We start from the raw sequence: 19,265 nt of genomic DNA, 5'->3' as shown, positions 1-19,265 counted from the left end.
CGTGGGCGTCCTCTAGTGGTCGACTCACTGACCCGGGGTCTAGACCTCGCTGTTGCTCTCGGCCAGATCCACCAGCTCACGCACCGCCACGGCAAACAGCGGGAAGCCGCCCTGGGCGCCACTGTCGACCTCGTTGATCAGGCGGCACCAGCGCTTGTGCATGGACTCGTGGTGCTTGAGCCACTGATCGACACGTCCGGCGGTATCGCGGGCGCCGCTCTCCATCTTCATCACGCTGGCGGTCAACGCCATCTGCTGACGCTCGATGTCGTCGCGGAAGGTCTCCCGCGCCTGGGCCTGCCAGCTATCCTTCACCGGCAAGGCGGTAACCTGCTGGATCATCCACGGCAGCTCCAGACGGGCGCCGATCTCGTAGCAGACCTCGGCCACCTTCTGCGGCTTCTCGTTGACCTGGCGGGCGGTCTGGATGATGCCCAGCGCCGCGTACAGGCTATCGGCCGCGGCCACGGTGGAGGCCAGCGCCTCGGGCACCCCGGCGTCGACGAGTTCGTCACGGCGGGCCTGCCAGGCCTCGAGTTCCTCGCCACGCAGACGCTTGCCGATATTCTCCTGCAGCTGGGCAATACGCGGCTGGTAGTACTCGATGCAGTCACCGGCAGCCTGGCCCGAACGATGGCGCAGGAACCAGCGTGAAGCGCGGCGAATCATGCGCATCAGGTCGAGCATCATTCCGTACTGGATATCGGTCGAGACCTGATTGTCGAGCGCTTCGATCTGCTCCCACAGCTTGGGCAGCTGGAAGCTGTCACGGGCGATGACGTAGGCCCGCGCGATGTCCGCACGCCCCATGCCGGTGGAGTCGATCAGCCGGCGGGTGAACACGATGCCCATGTGGTCGACCAGATCGTTGGCCAGCTGGGTCGCCACGATTTCGCGCTTCAGGCGGTGGCTCAGGACCTGGTCGCGGTAGCGCTCCACCAGGCTCTGGGGGAAGGCCCGGGTGGCGTGCTGGGCGATGATCTCGTCGTCGGGCACGTCGGAGGCGATCAGGTCGCCCTTGAGCGTGCTCTTGGCGTAGGAGATCAGCACCGACAGCTCCGGCAACACCATGCCCTGGTCATTGGCGGAACGCTCCTGGAGCTCCTCGTCGGAGGGCAGGAACTCGAGTTCGCGATCGATCTGACCGGCCGCTTCCAGTTCGCTGATAAAGCGGCGATAGGGCCCGATCCCCTGGTGGGACAGCCGCTCGGACAGATCCAGCGCCAGGGTCTGACGATAGTTGTCGGTCAGCACCAGCTCGCTGACTTCCTCGGTCATGTCCGCCAGCAGCTGATTGCGCTGCTTGTCGGTCATGTCACCGTTGGCCACCACCTCATCGATCAGGATCTTGATGTTGACCTCATGGTCGGAGCAGTTGACCCCGCCAGCGTTGTCGATGAAGTCGGTGTTGACGCGCACACCACGCGCCGCCGCCTCCATGCGCCCGCGCTGGGTCAGGCCAAGGTTGCCGCCCTCGCCTACCACTCGGCAGTTCAGTTCCTTGCCGTCGATGCGCAGCACGTCGTTGGCCTTGTCGCCGACCTCGGCGTCGGTCTCGGTGCTGGCCTTGACGTAGGTGCCGATGCCGCCGTTCCAGATCAGGTCGACCTTCGAGCGCAGCATCGCCTGGATCAGCTCATTGGGCGGCAGCTTGTCTTCGCTGATGCCGAAGACCTCCTTCATCTGCGGCGTGATCTTGATCGACTTGGCCGCACGGGAGAAGACACCGCCGCCTTCGGAGATCAACGAAGTGTCATAGTCTTCCCAGCTGGAGCGCGGCATCTCGAACAGGCGCTTACGCTCCTTGAAGGTACTGGCCGCATCCGGCGTCGGGTCGACGAAGATGTGCATATGGTTGAAGGCACCGACCAGGCGAATGGTCTCGGACAGCAGCATGCCGTTGCCGAAGACGTCACCGGCCATGTCACCGATACCGACCACGCTGAACTCGTCGGACTGGGTATTGATGCCGAGGCCACGGAAGTGACGCTTGACCGACTCCCAGGCGCCCTTGGCGGTGATGCCCATCTTCTTGTGGTCGTAGCCGTTGGCGCCGCCGGAAGCAAAGGCGTCACCCAGCCAGTGGCCATACTCGATGGAAATCTCGTTGGCGATGTCGGAGAAGGTGGCGGTGCCCTTGTCGGCCGCCACCACCAGGTAGGGGTCGGCCTCGTCGTGGCGTACCACGTTCTTCGGCTCGACGACCTCGCCACCGACCAGATTGTCGGTCACGTCCAGCAGCGCGCGGATGAAGGTCTGGTAGCAGGCGATGCCTTCCTTCTGGATGGTCTCGCGATCGGCACCTTCCGGCATGCGCTTGCACACGAAGCCGCCCTTGGCCCCCACCGGCACGATCACCGAGTTCTTGACCTGCTGCGCCTTGACCAGCCCGAGCACCTCGGTACGGAAGTCCTCGTGGCGATCCGACCAGCGCAGGCCGCCACGGGCGACCTTGCCACCGCGCAGGTGAACACCCTCGACCCGCGGCGAGCAGACGAAGATCTCGAACATCGGGCGCGGCTTGGGCATGCCGGTGACCTTGGACGGTTCCAGCTTGAACGACAGGTAGTCCTTGAAGCCGTCGTCTTCGGTCTTCTGATAGTAGTTGGTGCGCAGGGTCGCCTGGATCAGCTCCACGTAACGACGCAGCAGCCGGTCGTCGTTGAGGCTGGCGACGTCGTCTAGCAGGCCATTGATGCGCTCGACGCAGGCCTCGATCTCACCCTCGGCGGGACGATCCTCGGGATCGAAGCGCAGCTCGAACAGGGTCACCAGCTCGCGGGTGATCTGCGGGTGGGCCACCAGTGCATTGGCGATGAAGTTCTGGGAGATGCCGAAGCGGATCTGCTTCAGATAACGCGCGTAGGAGCGCAGCATCGCCACTTCACGCCAGTCGAGGTTGGCGCCGATGATCAGACGGTTGAAGCGGTCATTGTCCGCCTCGCCGGCCCAGATGCGCTGGAAGGCCTCGATGAACGGCTTGCGCATCTCCTGCAGGTTGACCTCGGTGTCGGTGTGATGCTCCAGATCGAAGTCGTGGATCCAGTAGCTCTCGTCCACCGCCTCGACCTCGTAGGGCCGTTCACCGATGACCCTGAGCCCCAGGTTTTCCATCATCGGCAGCACGTCGGACAGCGGAATCGGCTTGCGCTTGTGGAACAGCTTGAGGTTGACGCCGCTGCCCTCTTCCTCGATCAGTCGGTACAGCGACAGCGCCAGCGGCTTGCCGTTGTCCAGCTCGCCGATGTGCTGCAGGTCGTACACCGCGGTGCGAGCGCTGAAGTCTTCCTGGTAGCTGGCCTGGAAGGCGTCGCGGAAGCGATCCAGTAGCTGGTTGGCGTGTTCCTCGCCGAAGCCTTCGATGGCGGCATTGAGCAGATCATCGCGCCAGTTGCGGGCGAGCCGCGCCAGCTTCTCTTCCAGCGCCTTGATGTCGTAGTCGGTCGGCGTGTCGCCGTTGAAGCGCAGGATGAACTGGATCCGCGCCAGCACCGATTCGGACAGGTAGGTGTTGAAGTCACCGAAGGTGGCGTCGAGTTCCTCGCACAGCAGGTTCTGCAGACGCAGACGAAGCTCGGTCGAGAACACGTCGCGCGGCACGAATACCAGGCACGAATAGAAGCGACCGAAGCGATCCTCGCGGATGAACAGCCGCACCCGGCGACGTTCACGGATATCGAGGATACCCAGCGCCGTCTGGGCCAGCTCGTCTGTGTCGATCTGGAACAGGTCGTCGCGGGGATAGACCTCGAGGATCTGGGTCAGCTGCTTGCCGTTGTGGCCCTTGGGGTTGAAGCCGGCGATATCCATCACCGTCTTGAGCTTGCGCCTCAGGATCGGAATATGACGCGGCGAGTCGTTGTAGACCCCAGCGGTGAACAGCCCCAGGAAGCGACGCTCGCCGATGACGTTGCCCTTGTCGTCATAGCGATCGATAGTCACGTAATCCGGATAGGTGGGACGGTGGACGCGGGCGTGGAAGGCACTCTTGGCGAATGACAGAAGCTGCGGCACCAGCACGTAGCGATCGCCCTCGACCCCCTGGTCGGTGCGGATACGCTGGCGATACTGGGCATCGGACAGACGGAACAGACCGAGCTCGCTGCCGTCGACCTGATTGAGGCTCTGGCCACCGTTGTCCTTGTCGACGGTGAACTCGTCATAACCGAGGAAGGTGAAGTTGTCTTCCAGCATCCATTCGAGGAAGGCCACCGCCTCGTCGTGATCGGCCTTGTCGATCGGGCCCGGGCAGCAATTCTTGAGCTCGTCGATGGTCTCGCGGATGCGCGCGCGCATCGGATCGAAGTCCGCCACCGCCGTGCGCACTTCCTTCAGCACCTCGTGGATGCTCTGCTCGATGGCCGCCAGCTCCTCGGGGTCGGAGTGACGATCCACTTCGATGGCGATCAGCGACTCACGATGCTCGGGGGCGTCCTTTTCACCCGGAGACGACACACGCTCGACCCGGTGCTGCTTGTCACGAGCGACCGACAGGACCGAATTGTGGATGGCGTGGACGGTCATGCCACGACGGTTGAGCTCGATGCGCACCGAGTCGACCAGAAACGGCATGTCTTCGTGCAGCACCGCGACAAAGGTGTGGGTCGACTGCCAGCCGTGCTCCTCGAAGTCAGGGTTCATGACCTTGACCTTGGGTGAGGCCGGATCGAACTGCTGCAGGAAGTGCCACACCGACAGGGTGGCGCCGTACAGATCATCCAGGCGCCGCTCGCTGAGATCCTCCAGCGGCACCGTGGAGTAGAAATGGCGAGCGAAGTCACCCACCAGACCGGCCTTTTCCTGATCGAGGCGTCCTTCCAGCTTTTCCTCGAGTTGCTTGAGCAGATCCTCGCGACTGTCATCCTGTGCGACGTGTAACATCCTCACCTCGGTTGGCGGCGGCCACTTCACTGTGGCCTGTGTAAAGGTAGTGACGAGCGTGCTGCGCGGCGCTACGCATCCGGCGCTCCCGGCGCATTCGGCAAGCTTACGCCAATCCCCACCCCACCCCCATCCAGATGCCCGCCTTCTCATGGAGCATGACGGTTACGCATCCCCCCTTGACAGCACGCTTGCGTTAGGCTCGTTGGCGCCTCAGGAGCGCCGTTCCAGCAAGACCCCGCACTCACAGTGATGGGTGAAGGGGAACTGGTCAAACAGAGCGAAACGAACGATGCGGTGCGTCCTGGTGAGCTGTTCGAGATTGACGGCCAGGGTGTCCGGATTGCATGAAATATAGACGATACGCGGGTATTCACTCAGTTGATCACAGCTGTCGGCGTCCAGACCGGCCCGCGGTGGGTCCACCAGCACTGTGGAGAAGTCATAGTCACCCAGGCACATCTCGTCCACTCGCCGGCCTGTTTTCTCCCCTTTGAGCGCAGAAGAGAAGTCTTCGGCAGACATCCGCGCGACAAAGGCATTGGTCACCGCGTTGGCCTCGAGATTGACCCTGGCGCTTGCCACCGAGGTGCGCGAGATCTCGGTGGCCAGAACCCGGCGAAAATTCTCTGCCAGGGCGATGGTGAAGTTGCCGTTGCCGCAGTAGAGCTCGACCAGGTCCTGCTGCTGGCTGCCCGCGGTCACCTCCCGTGCCCAGGACAGCATGGAGGCGCAGATGCGCGCATTGGGCTGGGTAAAGCTGTTTTCCACCTGCTGGTAGTGCAGTACCTGTCCGTCCACCTCGAGACGTTCCCACACGTGGTCGCGGGTCAGCACCAGCCGCTGCTTGCGTGAGCGGCCGATGATCATCACCCCAAGCTCGCGCTCGAGTTCCCGGGCATCCCGCTCCCAGTCTTCTTCCAGCGGGCGGTGGTAGATCAGGCTGATCAACGTCTCACCCGCCAGGGTGGTCAGAAACTCCACCTGAAACAGCTTGCGCCGCATCACCGGGTTGTCACGGATGGCGTCGAGCAGCGCCGGCATCAGGGCATTGATGCGCTCGCTGGCCACCGCGAACTGGTCCATGCGTACCAGTCGCTTGTCGTCGGAGTCCTCGGGATTGACCTCGAACATCACATAGTAGAGATCGTCGCCCTCATGCCAGACGCGAAACTCGCAGCGTTGCCGGTAGTGACTCGGCGGTGACGGATACACCTCGAGCTCGGGCGGAGAAAACCGCGCAAACTGCTCGACCAGGCGATCACGCTTGGCGGCGAGCTGTTCGGCATAGCGTTCGGGTTCAACGACGGGTATGGCCACGGAAACTCCTGGAAAAACGATGAACAATAAACAAATGACGTGGGCGATGGCGGCGTGGTCAGCGCCGCTGCCGGACGGTGTACAAGAGGTGGGTCAAGCGCTGGGCACGTCCAGCAGGCAAGGGGCCGCAAAGCCGAAGGACGCAAGCCCTCGCGTCAGCCTTTCCGAGGCGTCCGTCGCACCTGACGAATCCCGCAATAGACTCGTGACCCAGGCCGCATCGAGGCCCTGTCGGGCATCCGGGCCCACCGCCACCTGGGCCGTCCGTCGGGCAATGGCGTCGCCGGAGTCTACCCAGGTGACGGCCCGCGGCATGGCCTCGTCGAGCCAGCGACGCAGCAAGGGAAAGTGGGTACAGCCCAGCACCACCGTATCGATACGGGCATCCTCCACAAGCGCTGCCAGCGCCTGGCGAACCACCGCAGGATCGATAGCGTGCCCCTGGATGGCGCGCTCCGCCTCGGCCACCAGAGCGTCGGCGGCCACCTTCTCGACCTGGCAGTGCGGCGCATAGCTGTCGATCAGCCGCTGGGTGTAGGGCCGGGCGACCGTTGCGCTGGTGGCCAGCAGTGCCAGATGCCCGCTGCGACTGGCCTGGGCGGCCGGCTTGATCGCCGGCACCGTGCCCACCACCGGCACGTCCAGGCGTTCGCGCAAGGCCTCCAGTGCCAGGGTGCTGGCGGTATTGCAGGCCACCACCAAGGTATCGGCACCGGTACGATTCACCGCCGCCTCGCACACCGCGACGATCCGCTCGACCAACCAAGGGTCCGGCCGCGTACCGTAGGGCAGCATGGCGTTGTCGCAGCAGTAGGCAAGCGCCGTATCGGGCAGATGGCGTCTGAGCGCCGCCACCACGGAAAGCCCGCCCACGCCGGAGTCGAACACCAGCACAGGTCCGGCCATCAAGCCTCCTCCCTGACGGGCAAAGCCCATGCCCACCGCCACTGCCGGACGGCGGGGAAATATCCCCCACGATCGGATCGGGCCGCCATCGAGGCCGACCGGAGACGGGGAAGGAGGAGGGGCAAGAGGCTGAGCAAGGGAAACGGCACCTGAATCAACATGGGCGCCATTCTACCCGACATTGGCGGACCTGCATAAGCGCAGCAAGGGCGCCCACGGATACGCCAGCGCGCCGAGGTGAGCGCAGACGTCATGCGGCCCGAACCGGAGTTCGGGCCGACGACGTGATGCTCGAGAAGCAAGGAACGAACGAGGGAAAAACCGATCAGGCGGGTACCGGCTCCTCGCGTAGCTCGGCATAGAGTTCAGGGTAGGCCGCCTGGAGTCGCTCAAGTTCGGCGGTGGCGTTCTCCGGCAGGGCGTGGGCCAGGCGATCGAGATCTTCGTCCGAGAAGTGCTCGCTGATCAGCGGGAAGAGTTCCTCACGCTCTTGGCGAAGGTAAGCACGGTGGCTGTCCAGGTACTGCTTGAGGTCATCGGCAAACTGGTCCATGGGGATGGCGACATCCATCAGGATCATGTCGATGTCACGGGACAGGCGCGTCAGCCGGGCCTTGAGCTTGCGGTAGTCGCCGGACAGCTGCTCGGCCACTGCCTCGCTTTCGGGGGCCAGCTCCTTGAGACGGTCGGTACAGATCTGCTCCAGGGGCAGGGTGAAACCCGCCATGTAGTCGAGAATATAGTCAACCACCTCCCTGACGAGCTGGAAGTTGGGCCGCTCTCCCTGCGCGAGGGTCTTTTGCTTGAGTTGCAGGACGTGCAGTATGCGCGCCATGTTGGCATGATCCCGTCGCAGTTGCTTTAGCATGGGCATGACGGAAACCTCCTGTGGTCAGCATGAGCTGAAGGCACCCTAGCTTAGACTGGCCTTCTCGGGTCAGGTTCCGGATCGTGCGGGAACCGGAATGTATCACCCTAGACGCATAATCGAGTTTTTGCCCGACGAAAATTGCCACATTCAGAAGGGTTGATTTCCTACACACCGCCTGAGCGTTGACGTCTGGCGCTCAATTCATTCTTCTCAGGAGTCGGCGATGGACATGTTCGAACAGGCCCACCAGGAAGACGCCGCGCCCCTGGCCTGGCGCATGCGCCCGAGGTCCCTGGACGACTACGTGGGCCAGCCGTCGCTGGTGGGGCCAGGCAAACCATTGCGGCGCATGGTAGAAGCCGGGCAGGTGCGCTCGATGATCCTGTGGGGGCCACCCGGCGTCGGCAAGACCACCCTGGCCGACATCCTCGCCAGCGCCTCCAGCGCACGGCTGGAGCGCTTGTCGGCGGTCATGGCCGGGGTCAAGGACATTCGCGAGGTGGTGGAGCGCGCCCGGGTGGCCCAGGGCCAGGGGCAGACCACGGTGCTGTTTCTCGACGAGATCCACCGCCTCAACAAGAGTCAGCAGGACGCCCTGCTGCCCCACGTCGAGTCGGGGCTCTTGACGCTGATCGGCGCCACCACCGAGAACCCCTCGTTCGAGGTCAATTCGGCGCTGTTGTCCCGGGCCCGTGTCCATGTGCTCAAGGCGCTGGACGAGGCCGCGCTGATCGAGGTCATGCGCCGCGCCCTGGCCGACCCCGAGCGCGGCCTTGGTCACCGCGACATCCGCGTCGAAGACGAGGTGCTGGCGATACTGGCGCGCGCCTCGGCCGGCGACGCCCGGCGCGCCCTGGGCCTTCTGGAGACCGCCTGCGACTTCACCCATGCGGAAGGCGGTGCAGAGCGTCTGCCCCGCGAGGCGCTCGAGGACGTCATCGGCCACACTGCCAGCGCCTTCGACAAGCAAGGCGATCACTACTACGACCTGCTGTCGGCACTGCACAAGTCGGTACGCTCATCGCGCCCCGACGCTGCCCTTCTGTACATGGCCCGCTTTATCCAGGGCGGTGGCGATCCGCTGGACGTCATCCGTCGCCTGGCGGCCATCGCCTCGGAGGACGTCGGCAACGCCGACCCGCGTTGCCTGCCACTGGTCATGTCGGCCTGGGATGCCTACCTGCGTCTGGGCGACTACGAAGGCCAGCGCGCCATCGCCCACGCCGCCATCCACCTGGCGGTAGCGCCCAAGAGCAACGCCATCGACCAGGCCTGGAAGAAGGCCCAGGCCTTTGTCGCGGCCCAGCCGAGCCTGGAGGTGCCGACCTACCTGCGCAACGCACCGACCAAGCTGATGGCTTCCCTGGGCCACGGCGACGGCTACCGCTACGCCCACGCCGAGCCCAACGGCTACCCGGCGGGGTCGGCCCACGACTGCTGGCCCGAGGCAGTGCCGACCGAGCGCTTCTACCGCCCCACGGATCATGGCCAGGAAGAGCGTTTCGCTCGCATCATGGCCTGGCGGGCGCAGCTCGATGAGGCCGCAGATAGCGGATGAGATAGAAGCGGAGGTGGCAGCTCAGATACCACTTGAGAAAAACCATCTGTCTTCGACGTGGGAAGGAAATAGGCCGCTGCAGCACAACCAGGCATCGTAAGGAGCGAGCCAGGACCGCGACTACTGTGGGACTCAAGTGCCCATGGTGGGCACCCGATGCTCCGGAGGGACTGTCATGTCGGCCACCCAGCTACAGCAAGCTCGTCAGATCCTGGTACAGAACGCCCGTCATCCCAACCATCACGACGTGCTGCTGGCCTACGCCCGCCAGCAGGCGACACCCGCGGTACGTCGTGCGCTGTTCAAGCTGCTGTTCGGACCGAACTGAGGCCCACTGTCTGCCACATGTTGACCGCTCAGGCCGGCGCCTCTTGCCAGCTCTGAGCCGCCCACGGCGACCCAAAGGGACAAGTTCGCCGGCCACGTTGATCAGCCCTTGGGTGCGTCGCCCGGCTCAGTCGCCGACGGCGACTCCTGCTCCCAGCCGGGTTCGACGGGCGTTGGCTCGATAGCGGCGGCGTCTTCATCAGACTCGTGATGGTTCACCTCCAGCACGCCATCGTGGTAGCCGTCTTCATCGAAATAAGGCACGTACTGACCTTCTTCCGCTGGCGGCCCCACCATGGGCTCGGCCACGTCCACGTCCGGCACCACGTCGGACAGGTCTTCCATATGCTCGTGCTCCTTGGCGCCCGCCACCCACTCGTCGGTGACCACGAATTCCGCACCCACCGACGACAACGGCGTCGCCGGGGAGAACGGCACCACCGGCACCGGCGCCGGACGCACCAGGCGACGCCAGGCGAAGAACAGCACCAGGGCGCCACCGAGGGCGCCGAAGGCCATGAACAGGGCGGTATCGCCAAGCGCCGCCATTACCGGGCTGACCAGCGGCGGACTGACCGAGGAGCCAAGCGCGCTGATCAGCAAAAGGCCCTGACTCATGGGCACCAGGGCGCCGGCGGGTGCACGGTCCGCCGAGTGGCTGACCGAGACCGGATACAACGAGAAGACGCCACCGCCCAGCAGGAACAGCAGCGCGGCCAGCCCCCAGCTCGGCAACGGCAGCAGCAGCACCGCCAGCGAGATGGCCAGGCAGAACAGACCGATCAGGATCAGCACCAGCTGGCGGTCGTGACGATCCGACCAGCGGCCCACCGGATACTGCAGCAGCATGGCGCCGAGTACCGTTATCGCCATCAGCTGGCCGACCTCGGCCAGATCAAAGCCGGTACGCTGCAGATACAGCGGCATCAGGGCGTACACCGCAGCCGCCAGCATGCCGGAACCGAAGGCCCCCACCACCCCGGTGGGGGTGAGGATCATCAGGCGCAGCGGCGACAGCGGCTCGACCTTGTCGAGCAGTGGCGTGACCCGCGGAATCATCGCCATCGGCAGCACCGACAGCGAGGCCAGGGCACCGATGACCATGAAGGGGGCCGTTTCGCCCATATTCTGGGTAATGCCCAAAAGCAGCTGACCGAGCACACCTGAGCCGTACAGGGCGATCATGTACAGCGCCAGCAGACGCCCGCGCACCTTGGAGTCTCCGGAGGCCAGCAGCCAGCTCTCGATCACCAGGAAGACCCCGACCGTGGCCCAGCCACCGATCAGACGCAGGCCGAACCAGGCCACCGGATCCAGGATCAGCCCCTGCAGCAACACCGTCACCGCCACCAGCGAGGCGAAGCTGCCGTAGGCACGAATATGGCCGATGGCGAGCAGCAGCCGGTCGTTGAACAGGGCACCCAGGCCAAGACCGATGAAGTAAGCGCCGGAGACCCAGCCGATGACCACCGGCGATTCACCGGCGGCGTCCAGGCGCAGGGTGATAAGCGAAGACAGAAAACCGTTGCCGATGCCCAGAATGAATAGCCCCAGAACGGGGGGCAGGGCCATGGCCAGGAGTTGGGGAGACATGAGGAGTCGGGCTCCAGCGATGCGGACGACGCGGACGGCGGCGGCGGGTGGGTGTTGATGTTTCGAGTCCGTCCGTCGCGGTGCGTATCGACGACTCTTGGGCGGCGAATATACCCCCCTTTTCGCGCCTGTCAATGTCTTTCGAAGGGCGTCACCCATGCATCTGTAACGCATTGTTGGTCAAGCATAAATCCGGCCTCAGTGACTCGTGTCACGGCGCATCAGAACCACATCGGCCGCGGGGAAGTCGACACTCATGCCAAGTGCCTCGGCCAACCAGCGAAAGCTCGTCTCGCTGAAGAACACCACATGGGTGGGATCACGAATATAGTGCCAGCGGGCAAAGTCCTCCGGCGTGCGCTTGGTCATCAGCCCCAGCCAGCCACCGGGTCGCAGTTGTCGCGCCAGCGCAAACAGCACCGGGCCGGGCGCGAACAGGTGCTCGACCACCTCGGTGGCGGTGATGAAATCGTAATACCGCTTCAGGTTCTCCGGCGCGGGATGGTAGTAGGGATCATGGATCCGAGTGGCAAACCCCGCCTCCTCGAACATCAGCGACAGCGTCGGACCGGGCCCCGCACCGAAATCGAGCCCCTCGGCACCCGGCGACAGACGCTCGCTCAGGGGATCAAACAGGCGACCCAGAAAACGACGGTAGCCGGGATCATCCGGGCGGTTGTCGTGCTGATCGTAGACCGCCTTCTCGGCCTGCGGTCCCAGTCGCTGCTCGGGAGGCACCGCCACCAGGTCACATACCGAACAGCGAAAATAGTCGCGGCGCCCGTCCGCATGAAAGTGGTGCGTCGTCGGGTTTGCGCATAGCGGACAGCTTGGCATCGTCGTATTCTCTGGGACTTGGATCATTTGTGGAGAGAGGCATGCTGTCAGGTCTAGATCACCTGGTCATCACCGTGACCGATATTTCCCGCGCCGTGGACTTCTACACCCGCGTTCTGGGCCTGGACGTCCGCTATCGCGATACCGAGCGGGTCGACCTGATGCTCGGCGAGCTGGCCCTGCGCCTGCACTGGACCGCCACCGACGTGACCCCCAGGGCCGCCACCCCTACCCCAGGCAGCCTCGACGTCTGTTTCAAGAGCCATCTGCCGCTGGCTGAGGTGAAGGCTCACCTCGATGCCCTGTCGGTCGAGGTGGAACTGGGCCCCGTGGAACGTCAGGGTGCCACCGGCAAGATCGAGTCGCTGTATCTTCGCGACCCGGACGGCAACCTGCTGGAGATCAGCCGTCCGCTCAAACAGGAGTAACGTCGGTCGTCCCTGCGGGTCGCTTCGCCTGTCATGGCAATGCGGCACAGGCTGGGTATGATAACGGGGCCGTATGACATGCACCCAAGGGACCATGGATGAGCCAACACGACCTTACGCCTCAACGACCCACTGTCGAGCCTCCCTCACCTGGCGACACGCCCCCCGCCGACACCACCATGTCGCTGGTGGGCTACGCGCTGCTGCTGGCCAACCTGGTCACCGGCTTCACCGCGGTGATCGGGGTGATCATCGCCTACGTCTACCGTGGCAAGGGCCCCGAGTGGCTAGACGAGCACTATCGCTACCAGATCCGTACCTTCTGGATAGGCCTGCTCTACGGCATCGTGGCCTCGATCCTGACCTTGATCGTGATCGGCCTGCCGCTGCTGCTGGCCCTGGCGGTGTGGTTGATCGTGCGCTGCGTCAAAGGCTTCAAGGCACTGCAGGAAAAGCGCGCTCCGGACAATGTGGAAAGTTGGTTGATCTGATATGAACGTCCCCTGGCAACAGCGACTCCAGGCTACCGCGATATCACGCCTGTGGCGGATACTGTCACGACTGTCACCGACGACCCTGTGGCGACTCAGCGTCGCCCTGGTCAATGTGGCCTACCCCCTGCTCAAGCGCGAACGCGCGGTGACCAGGCTCAACCTGGAAGTGGTCTATCCCGACCTTACCGAGGCCCGTCGCGCCACCCTGGGGCGCGAAAGCCTCAAGCATTCCACCGCCACCATGCTGGAACTCGGCTTTGCCTGGCAGGGCGACCCCGACCGAGTGGCCGACAGCATCGTCGAGGTACATGGCCGCGAACTGCTGGATGATGCCCGCGCCGAGGGCAAGGGCGTGATCATCCTGGCGCCTCACTTCGGCAACTGGGAGGTGCTGAACTTCTGGCTGTCGAGCCACTTCCCCTTCACCGCCATGTACGAGCCGCCCAAGCTGGCACCGCTGGACCCGATCATCCGCGCCGGGCGCGAGCGCTGCGGCGCCAGCCTGGTGCCGACCAACTCCCGAGGCGTGGCGGCGCTGCTCAAGGCGCTCAAGCGATCCGAGGCCGTCGGCATCCTGCCCGATCAGGAACCCAGCTGGGGCAGCGGCGTTTTCGCGCCCTTCTTCGAGCGCCCCGCCTACACTGCCACCCTGTTGCCCAAGCTGGTGTCGCGCACCAATGCAAGGGTCGTGACCGGCGTCGCTCTGCGCCGTCCCGGGCGGGGCTTCGCGCTGTACTTCCTGGCCGCCGACGAGCGCGTCTACGATGAAGACGAGACCATCTCCTGCAGCGGGGTCAATGCCAGCATCGAGGCGGTGATCGCACTCGACCCGGCCCAGTACCAGTGGGAATACAAGCGCTACACCAAGACCCTGGAAGAACAACGTGGCGATCCCGACTTCCGCCGTTACCGCCTCTACAGCTCGAGGAACATGAAGTGACGACAGCGTCAGTGTCACCGCCGCCGGAGACTCGCGTCGGCCACGTCCTCTATCTGCTCTACCTGGCAGGGCTGGTGAGCGGATTCGTGACACTGTTGATCGCGCTGGTCGTCGCCTACGTCTATCGCACCGACGCCGCCCCCTGGCTGCGTGCCCACTACCAGTTTCTGATCAGCACCTTCTGGATCGGCCTGCTCTACATGGTCGCCGCAGTGGTACTGTCGGTGCTGATCATCGGCCTGGCACTGCCCCCACTGCTGGTCACCGCCTGGTTCGTGATCCGCTGCATCGTCGGCTGGCGTGCCCTGCACCAGCGCCTGCCGCCGCCCAGACCATCCAGCTGGCTGTGGTAGGCGCGGCAATGCCAGCACTAGGGCTTGTCTGAAAAGTGCCTGCGCTCGGTAATACGGCGTTAAAAATCGGCTGGTGCGCCAGCCCGGTCAAAATGCTCATTTACACCCCGTAAACTGCGCTTTCTCACCGATTTTTGCCTTGTCTAACCTTCGCTCGTCGACTTTTCGGACAGCGCCTAAGAATTTGCGACCACGGCCTATTCAAATAACGTACGAACACGCGCTAAAGCATCATCGACGACGTGATCCGGGGCAGACTCGACTCTGCGCGCTCCGCGCGCTTCAAGATCGACAGTCCTGATCTGATTGACCAGCACTACCCCCTGCGTACGGGTCCCGCTCAGAGGTACCGCAAAGCCTGCGTGGCGCGCGAAGTTGCCACCTTGGGTGATGGGTGCCACGACCACCGTACCAAAATGATTGAAAGCTATTGGCGTCAACACTAGCGCAGGGCGAAAGTCACCTCGCTGCTCGCGTCCTTCGGTCAGATTGAGGGGAACTTGCACAATATCGCCACGGCTATATTTGTCACGCTTCATTCTTCACGCCCTACCGGGGCCATTTCCTGCCAGGCTGCCAGGTCTTCAGGCTCGGGAGCCTCGGGATCACAGCGTGCCAGCAATTCCTCCAGGGAATACTTTGGCTTTGACGCCACAGGCTTCAACACCAACCTGTGGGAAGTTTCCTCGACTTCCAGCAAATCCCCATCGCTGAGGCCCAGCTGTCGAAGCAATTCAACTGGCAACCTGATGGCGGCACTATTGCCCCACTTCTGAATCTTGAGTTCCATATCACTCCCCTCCTGTACGTATCTACACAGTAGATACGCGCTGCCTCGACCGCAAGCTCGTGCATCAACTTCGCCTGTTACCGCTCAGTAACCTGCCCACCCCGATACCGTCGCCAATCGGCGACACGGAACCCGAATTAGCACAAACCCTCAAATGCACTCCGATGACATCTATTGCAACTTTTGTCTCGGCCAATAGGCTAGATTAAAAGCTGGCTCGATCTGGCATAGAAAGTGGCATAGAAGGTCGCATAGAAGATGCCATCGATGTGAACGGCAGAAGGATCCCCTACACCCCCAGCGGGCGACCCCGAGCCACCGGGCGTTCGTCCGCTCGCAAGGAGAGCGCACTTGGACACGGCAATATCTCGAGCACGACACACCCTTGCACGGCGGCGACCTGGCTCGCGCAACCTGGCGCTCGCCTTCGTCGGCGTCATCACCAGCGCCGCATTGACGACGCCGGCCATGGCCGTCGAGACCGGCGCGCTGTTCGAACAGGTCACGAACCGGGCCAAGGAACTGGCCGCGTCCCCCTATGAAGAGGCCTCGGCCGAGCTGCCCGAGGCCCTCACCGAGATGGACTACGATCGCTACCGACAGATTCGCTACCGCGATGAGCGGGCACTTTGGAAGGATGATGGCGATTTCGAGGTGGAGCTCTTCCACCCAGGCTTTCTGTATGACCAGCCGGTGGATATCCACCTGCTGGAGGATGGCGAGGTACGCTCGCTGCCCTTCGAGCCTGAGCGCTTTCGCTACGACGACGATGCCGCCGACCTCGCCGAGCTCGACCTGAGTGGGCTCGGCTATGCCGGCTTTCGCCTGCACTACCCGCTCAACCGCGCCGACTACAAGGATGAGTTCGCGGTATTTCTGGGCGCGTCCTACTTCCGCCTGGTCGGCCGCGACCAGGGCTACGGCCTGTCGGCCCGTGGCCTGGCCATCGACACCGCCCTGCCCCAGGGCGAGGAGTTTCCCGCCTTTCGTGAATACTGGCTGGTCAAGCCGCAGCCCGGCGATACCCACATGACCGTGCTGGCGCTGCTGGACAGCCCGTCTCTGGCCGGCGCCTACCGCTTCGACATCGCCCCGGGCAAACGCACCCAGGTCGACACCGAGGCACGCCTGTTTGCCAGGGAAGACGTCGAGAAGCTCGGCGTCGCACCGCTGACCAGCATGTTCCTGCATGGCGAGATGGATCGCCGCCAGGAGGACGACTACCGCATCCGGGTACATGACTCCAGCGGCCTGCTGATGGCCACCAGCACCGGCGAGTGGACATGGCGCGTGCTGGAAAACCCCGAAAGCCTGCAGATCTCCGGGCTGCAGGACACCTCGCCCAAGGGCTATGGCCTGGTCCAGCGGCCCCAGCACTTCAACGCCTACCTGGACATGGAGGCCCGCTACGAGCGTCGCCCCAGTCAGTGGGTCGAACCCCAGGGCGAGTGGGGTGAAGGCCATGTCGAGCTGGTGGAGATCCCCACCGACAGCGAGGCTCACGACAACATCACCGCCTACTGGGTGCCCGCCACCCCGCTGATGGCCGGCGACTCCCGCACCTATCGCTATCGTACCTGGACCTTCGGCGACACCCCCACGGCCGAGCCGCTGGCTCGTGTGGTGCGTTCGCGCCAGGGCTGGGGCGGTGTGCCGGGACAGAGCGATCCCCCCGACGAGCGCCTGCGCCAGTTCATCATCGACTTCCGCGGCGGTGAGCTCGAGGGACTCGATGCCAGCCAACCGGTCGAGATGACCCTGACCACCTCCAGCGGCGAGACCGCCGAGGCCAAGGTCACACCGCTGCCCGACGACGACACCTGGCGCGCCGCCTTCACGCTGCTGCCCGACGGCGACCAGCCCGCTGATATCCGCCTGACTCTCATGCTTCGTGGCGAGCGCCTGAGCGAAACCTGGAACAGCATCTGGAGCCCCTGATGAACGCTCATACTCCCGAGGTACCCTGGCCACGCCTGCGACGTCTTGGCGTCGGCCTGGCCATTGCCGCCACCACGGCGCTGGGGGTCTGGACCATGTTCAGGATCCTCTACGTGGAGGGCATCAGTCCGCTCGAGATGGCGATCATCGGCCTGTTCGCGATCACCTTCGGCTGGATCACCATGGCCTTCTGGAGCGCGCTGATCGGCTTCGTGCTCAACCTGACCGGGCGTGACCCGCTGAGCCTGAAGCCGCGCCATTCCTATCCCATGCGGCCCGAAGGCTCCCACTCCCGCACCGCCCTGGTGATGCCGATCCACAACGAGGACGTGCTGCGAGTCGCCGCCGGACTCGAGGCCACCTGCAAGGATCTGAATGACCTGCCGCAAGGCATCGAGGTGGAAGCCTTCGTGCTCAGCGACAGCACCGACGACGAGGTGGTGGCCGAGGAAAAGGCCGCCATGGCCGAGCTGCAGAAGCGCCTGGAAGGCCACTGCCAACTGCACTACCGCCACCGTGACAGTAACGTCGGGCGCAAGGCAGGCAACCTGGGCGACTTCTGCACCCGTTGGGGCAGCCACTACGACTATATGCTGGTGATCGACGCCGACAGCTTGATGAGCGGCACCACCGTCATCGAGCTGATCGACGAGATGATGGCCAACCCGCGCCTTGGCCTGTTGCAGACGGTGCCGATTCCAGTGCGCCAGGACAGCCTGTTTGGCCGCGCCAACCAGTTCGCTGCTGCACTCTACTCGCCGATGCTGGCCAGCGGTCTGAGCTTCTGGCACGCCACCGCGGCCAACTACTTCGGCCACAACGCCATCATTCGCGTGGACGCCTTCACCGATGCCTGTGGCCTGCCGGAGCTGCCCGGCAAGCCACCGCTGGGTGGCGATATCCTGAGCCACGACTTCGTCGAGGCGGCGCTGCTGCGCCGTGCCGGCTGGCAGGTGCGCATGCGCACCGACCTGGGCGGCAGCTTCGAAGAGATGCCGAGTCATATCCTCGACTACGCCAAACGCGACCGGCGCTGGGTCCAGGGCAACCTGCAGCATATGCGCCTGCTCGGCGGGCGCGGACTGCACGTGCTCAGCCGTCTGCACTTCTTCTTCGGTGCCCTCGCCTACCTGTCGTCGCTGGTGTGGCTGGCGATCCTGGTGATCAGCACCATCGACGCCCTGATCCGGGCGCTGGTGCCGACCAACTTCTTCACCTCGAGTTCGCAGCTGTTTCCCGACTGGCCGATCGCCCCACCCAACCTGATCATGCCGCTGCTGATCGGTACCCTGGGCATGCTGCTGATGCCCAAGGTACTGGGGCTGGTGCTGGGGCTGATCCAGAACCCGCAGGCCTATGGCGGACGGGCCCGGCTCGTCGCCAGCATGCTGCTCGAGACGCTGTTTGCCATGCTCATCGCGCCGCTGATGATGGTGTTCCACAGTCGTTTCGTGATTCAGGTACTGAGCGGCCGCACCGTGGCCTGGGATCCACAGTCCCGCGAGGGCCGCGCCCTGCCCTGGAAGGAAGCCTTTCGCCACACCTGGCTATGGTCACTGATCGGCGCCTTGTGGGCGCTGGTGACCTGGGCCTTCACCCCGAGCTTCTTCATCTGGCTGACGCCGGTGTGGCTCGGCCTGGTGATGGCCGCTCCGCTGGTCCGCTGGAGCTCCAGCCTGAGCATCGGCCGGGCCCTGAGGCGCGCCGGCCTGTTGCTGGTCCCGAGCGAGACCCGCCCCCCGGCGGTGGTAGGCGAGCTTCGCGTCGCCGAGGCACCACCGCCGCCGGCGACCCCGGCCGAGCCGCCACGGGAAATCCCCCGCGAGATGCCGGTGCAGTCCTTTCGTGAGCACGGCACGGAATCGGCGCCGGAAGTCTCCGGCGAGAAGCCCGTCGACTGAGCCGGTGCCGTGGCACAGCGTTGTGTCCTCCCCCTCCTTTTGCATCATCCGGAGGGGGAATCCCAGCGGACTACAACACGTCAAGCATAGTGGCGTGATCCATGATTCATCTGTTTGCCGCTGTCTGG

Annotated in this window: 16 protein-coding genes; 8 read left to right on the top strand and 8 right to left on the bottom strand. The window is 64.3% G+C overall.

The features are described from left to right. Positions 1-39: 39 nt before the first annotated feature. The 4 genes from NFG58_RS06080 to NFG58_RS06065 all read right to left on the bottom strand — a co-directional run bounded on the left by NFG58_RS06080 (position 40) and on the right by NFG58_RS06065 (position 7,975). Entirely contained in the window at positions 40-4,881 is a 4,842-nt protein-coding gene (locus NFG58_RS06080) for an NAD-glutamate dehydrogenase (RefSeq protein WP_348827774.1), read from the bottom strand. 213 nt (positions 4,882-5,094) lie between these two features. Then, on the bottom strand, positions 5,095-6,201 hold the full coding sequence (gene trmA / locus NFG58_RS06075) for a tRNA (uridine(54)-C5)-methyltransferase TrmA (RefSeq protein WP_213228462.1): 1,107 nt from the start codon (positions 6,199-6,201) through the stop codon (positions 5,095-5,097). A 93-nt stretch (positions 6,202-6,294) separates the two neighbouring features. Then, complete coding sequence (murI, locus tag NFG58_RS06070; RefSeq protein ID WP_045994899.1) at positions 6,295-7,107, bottom strand: glutamate racemase; 813 nt, start codon at positions 7,105-7,107, stop codon at positions 6,295-6,297. 325 nt (positions 7,108-7,432) lie between these two features. Next, positions 7,433-7,975 (bottom strand): hemerythrin domain-containing protein, encoded by a 543-nt coding sequence (locus tag NFG58_RS06065; protein WP_045994910.1) that lies wholly within the window; start codon positions 7,973-7,975, stop codon positions 7,433-7,435. Positions 7,976-8,201: 226 nt separating this feature from the next. On the opposite strand from NFG58_RS06065, the gene NFG58_RS06060 reads away from it, so the two are divergent. Continuing rightward, positions 8,202-9,536 (top strand): replication-associated recombination protein A, encoded by a 1,335-nt coding sequence (locus NFG58_RS06060; RefSeq protein WP_348827773.1) that lies wholly within the window; start codon positions 8,202-8,204, stop codon positions 9,534-9,536. A gap of 175 nt (positions 9,537-9,711) precedes the next feature. Then, a complete protein-coding gene (locus NFG58_RS06055; RefSeq protein WP_156088597.1) occupies positions 9,712-9,864 on the top strand; it encodes a hypothetical protein in 153 nt (50 codons plus the stop codon). A 101-nt stretch (positions 9,865-9,965) separates the two neighbouring features. On the opposite strand, the gene NFG58_RS06050 is transcribed toward NFG58_RS06055, so the two are convergent. Together NFG58_RS06050 and NFG58_RS06045 are read right to left on the bottom strand one after the other, a co-directional pair. Beyond that, entirely contained in the window at positions 9,966-11,456 is a 1,491-nt protein-coding gene (locus NFG58_RS06050; RefSeq protein WP_348827772.1) for an MFS transporter, read from the bottom strand. A gap of 198 nt (positions 11,457-11,654) precedes the next feature. Then, positions 11,655-12,293, bottom strand: coding sequence for a class I SAM-dependent methyltransferase (locus tag NFG58_RS06045; RefSeq protein ID WP_108131578.1), 639 nt, complete (start codon positions 12,291-12,293; stop codon positions 11,655-11,657). A gap of 41 nt (positions 12,294-12,334) precedes the next feature. Between NFG58_RS06045 and NFG58_RS06040 the strand changes: the two genes are divergently transcribed. From NFG58_RS06040 to NFG58_RS06025, 4 genes are all read left to right on the top strand, one after another. Continuing rightward, positions 12,335-12,721: a VOC family protein gene (locus tag NFG58_RS06040; RefSeq protein ID WP_108131577.1), complete on the top strand. Its 387-nt coding sequence runs from the start codon at positions 12,335-12,337 to the stop codon at positions 12,719-12,721. Positions 12,722-12,900: 179 nt separating this feature from the next. Then, positions 12,901-13,212 carry a DUF4870 domain-containing protein gene (locus tag NFG58_RS06035; RefSeq protein WP_231498521.1) on the top strand — a complete coding sequence of 104 codons (312 nt, stop codon included), beginning with the start codon at positions 12,901-12,903 and terminating at the stop codon, positions 13,210-13,212. A 1-nt stretch (position 13,213) separates the two neighbouring features. Beyond that, positions 13,214-14,155, top strand: coding sequence for a lysophospholipid acyltransferase family protein (locus NFG58_RS06030; RefSeq protein WP_348827771.1), 942 nt, complete (start codon positions 13,214-13,216; stop codon positions 14,153-14,155). Further along, positions 14,152-14,508 carry a hypothetical protein gene (locus NFG58_RS06025; RefSeq protein WP_231498501.1) on the top strand — a complete coding sequence of 119 codons (357 nt, stop codon included), beginning with the start codon at positions 14,152-14,154 and terminating at the stop codon, positions 14,506-14,508. The genes NFG58_RS06030 and NFG58_RS06025 overlap by 4 nt, the downstream gene beginning before the upstream one ends. A 197-nt stretch (positions 14,509-14,705) precedes the next feature. Here NFG58_RS06025 and NFG58_RS06020 read toward each other — a convergent pair whose 3' ends face one another. Both NFG58_RS06020 and NFG58_RS06015 read right to left on the bottom strand, forming a co-directional pair. Then, positions 14,706-15,047 carry a type II toxin-antitoxin system ChpB family toxin gene (locus NFG58_RS06020; RefSeq protein ID WP_348827770.1) on the bottom strand — a complete coding sequence of 114 codons (342 nt, stop codon included), beginning with the start codon at positions 15,045-15,047 and terminating at the stop codon, positions 14,706-14,708. Continuing rightward, the gene (locus NFG58_RS06015; protein ID WP_124802450.1) at positions 15,044-15,298 is read right to left on the bottom strand and encodes an AbrB/MazE/SpoVT family DNA-binding domain-containing protein; all 255 of its coding nucleotides are present in this window, start codon (positions 15,296-15,298) and stop codon (positions 15,044-15,046) included. Before NFG58_RS06015 ends, NFG58_RS06020 begins: the two co-directional genes overlap by 4 nt. Before the next feature lie 351 nt (positions 15,299-15,649). Between NFG58_RS06015 and NFG58_RS06010 the strand changes: the two genes are divergently transcribed. Both NFG58_RS06010 and mdoH read left to right on the top strand, forming a co-directional pair. Further along, a complete protein-coding gene (locus NFG58_RS06010; RefSeq protein WP_348827769.1) occupies positions 15,650-17,236 on the top strand; it encodes a glucan biosynthesis protein in 1,587 nt (528 codons plus the stop codon). Then, positions 17,236-19,137, top strand: a complete 1,902-nt coding sequence (mdoH, locus tag NFG58_RS06005) for a glucans biosynthesis glucosyltransferase MdoH (RefSeq protein WP_348827768.1) — start codon at positions 17,236-17,238, stop codon at positions 19,135-19,137. The genes NFG58_RS06010 and mdoH overlap by 1 nt, the downstream gene beginning before the upstream one ends. Positions 19,138-19,265 lie beyond the last annotated feature (128 nt).

This window comes from Halomonas sp. RT37 (genome assembly GCF_040070525.1).
Lineage (GTDB): Bacteria > Pseudomonadota > Gammaproteobacteria > Pseudomonadales > Halomonadaceae > Halomonas > Halomonas litopenaei.
Note: the sequence above shows the minus strand (reverse complement) of the source record. Positions and strands in the feature narration are given on the sequence as shown.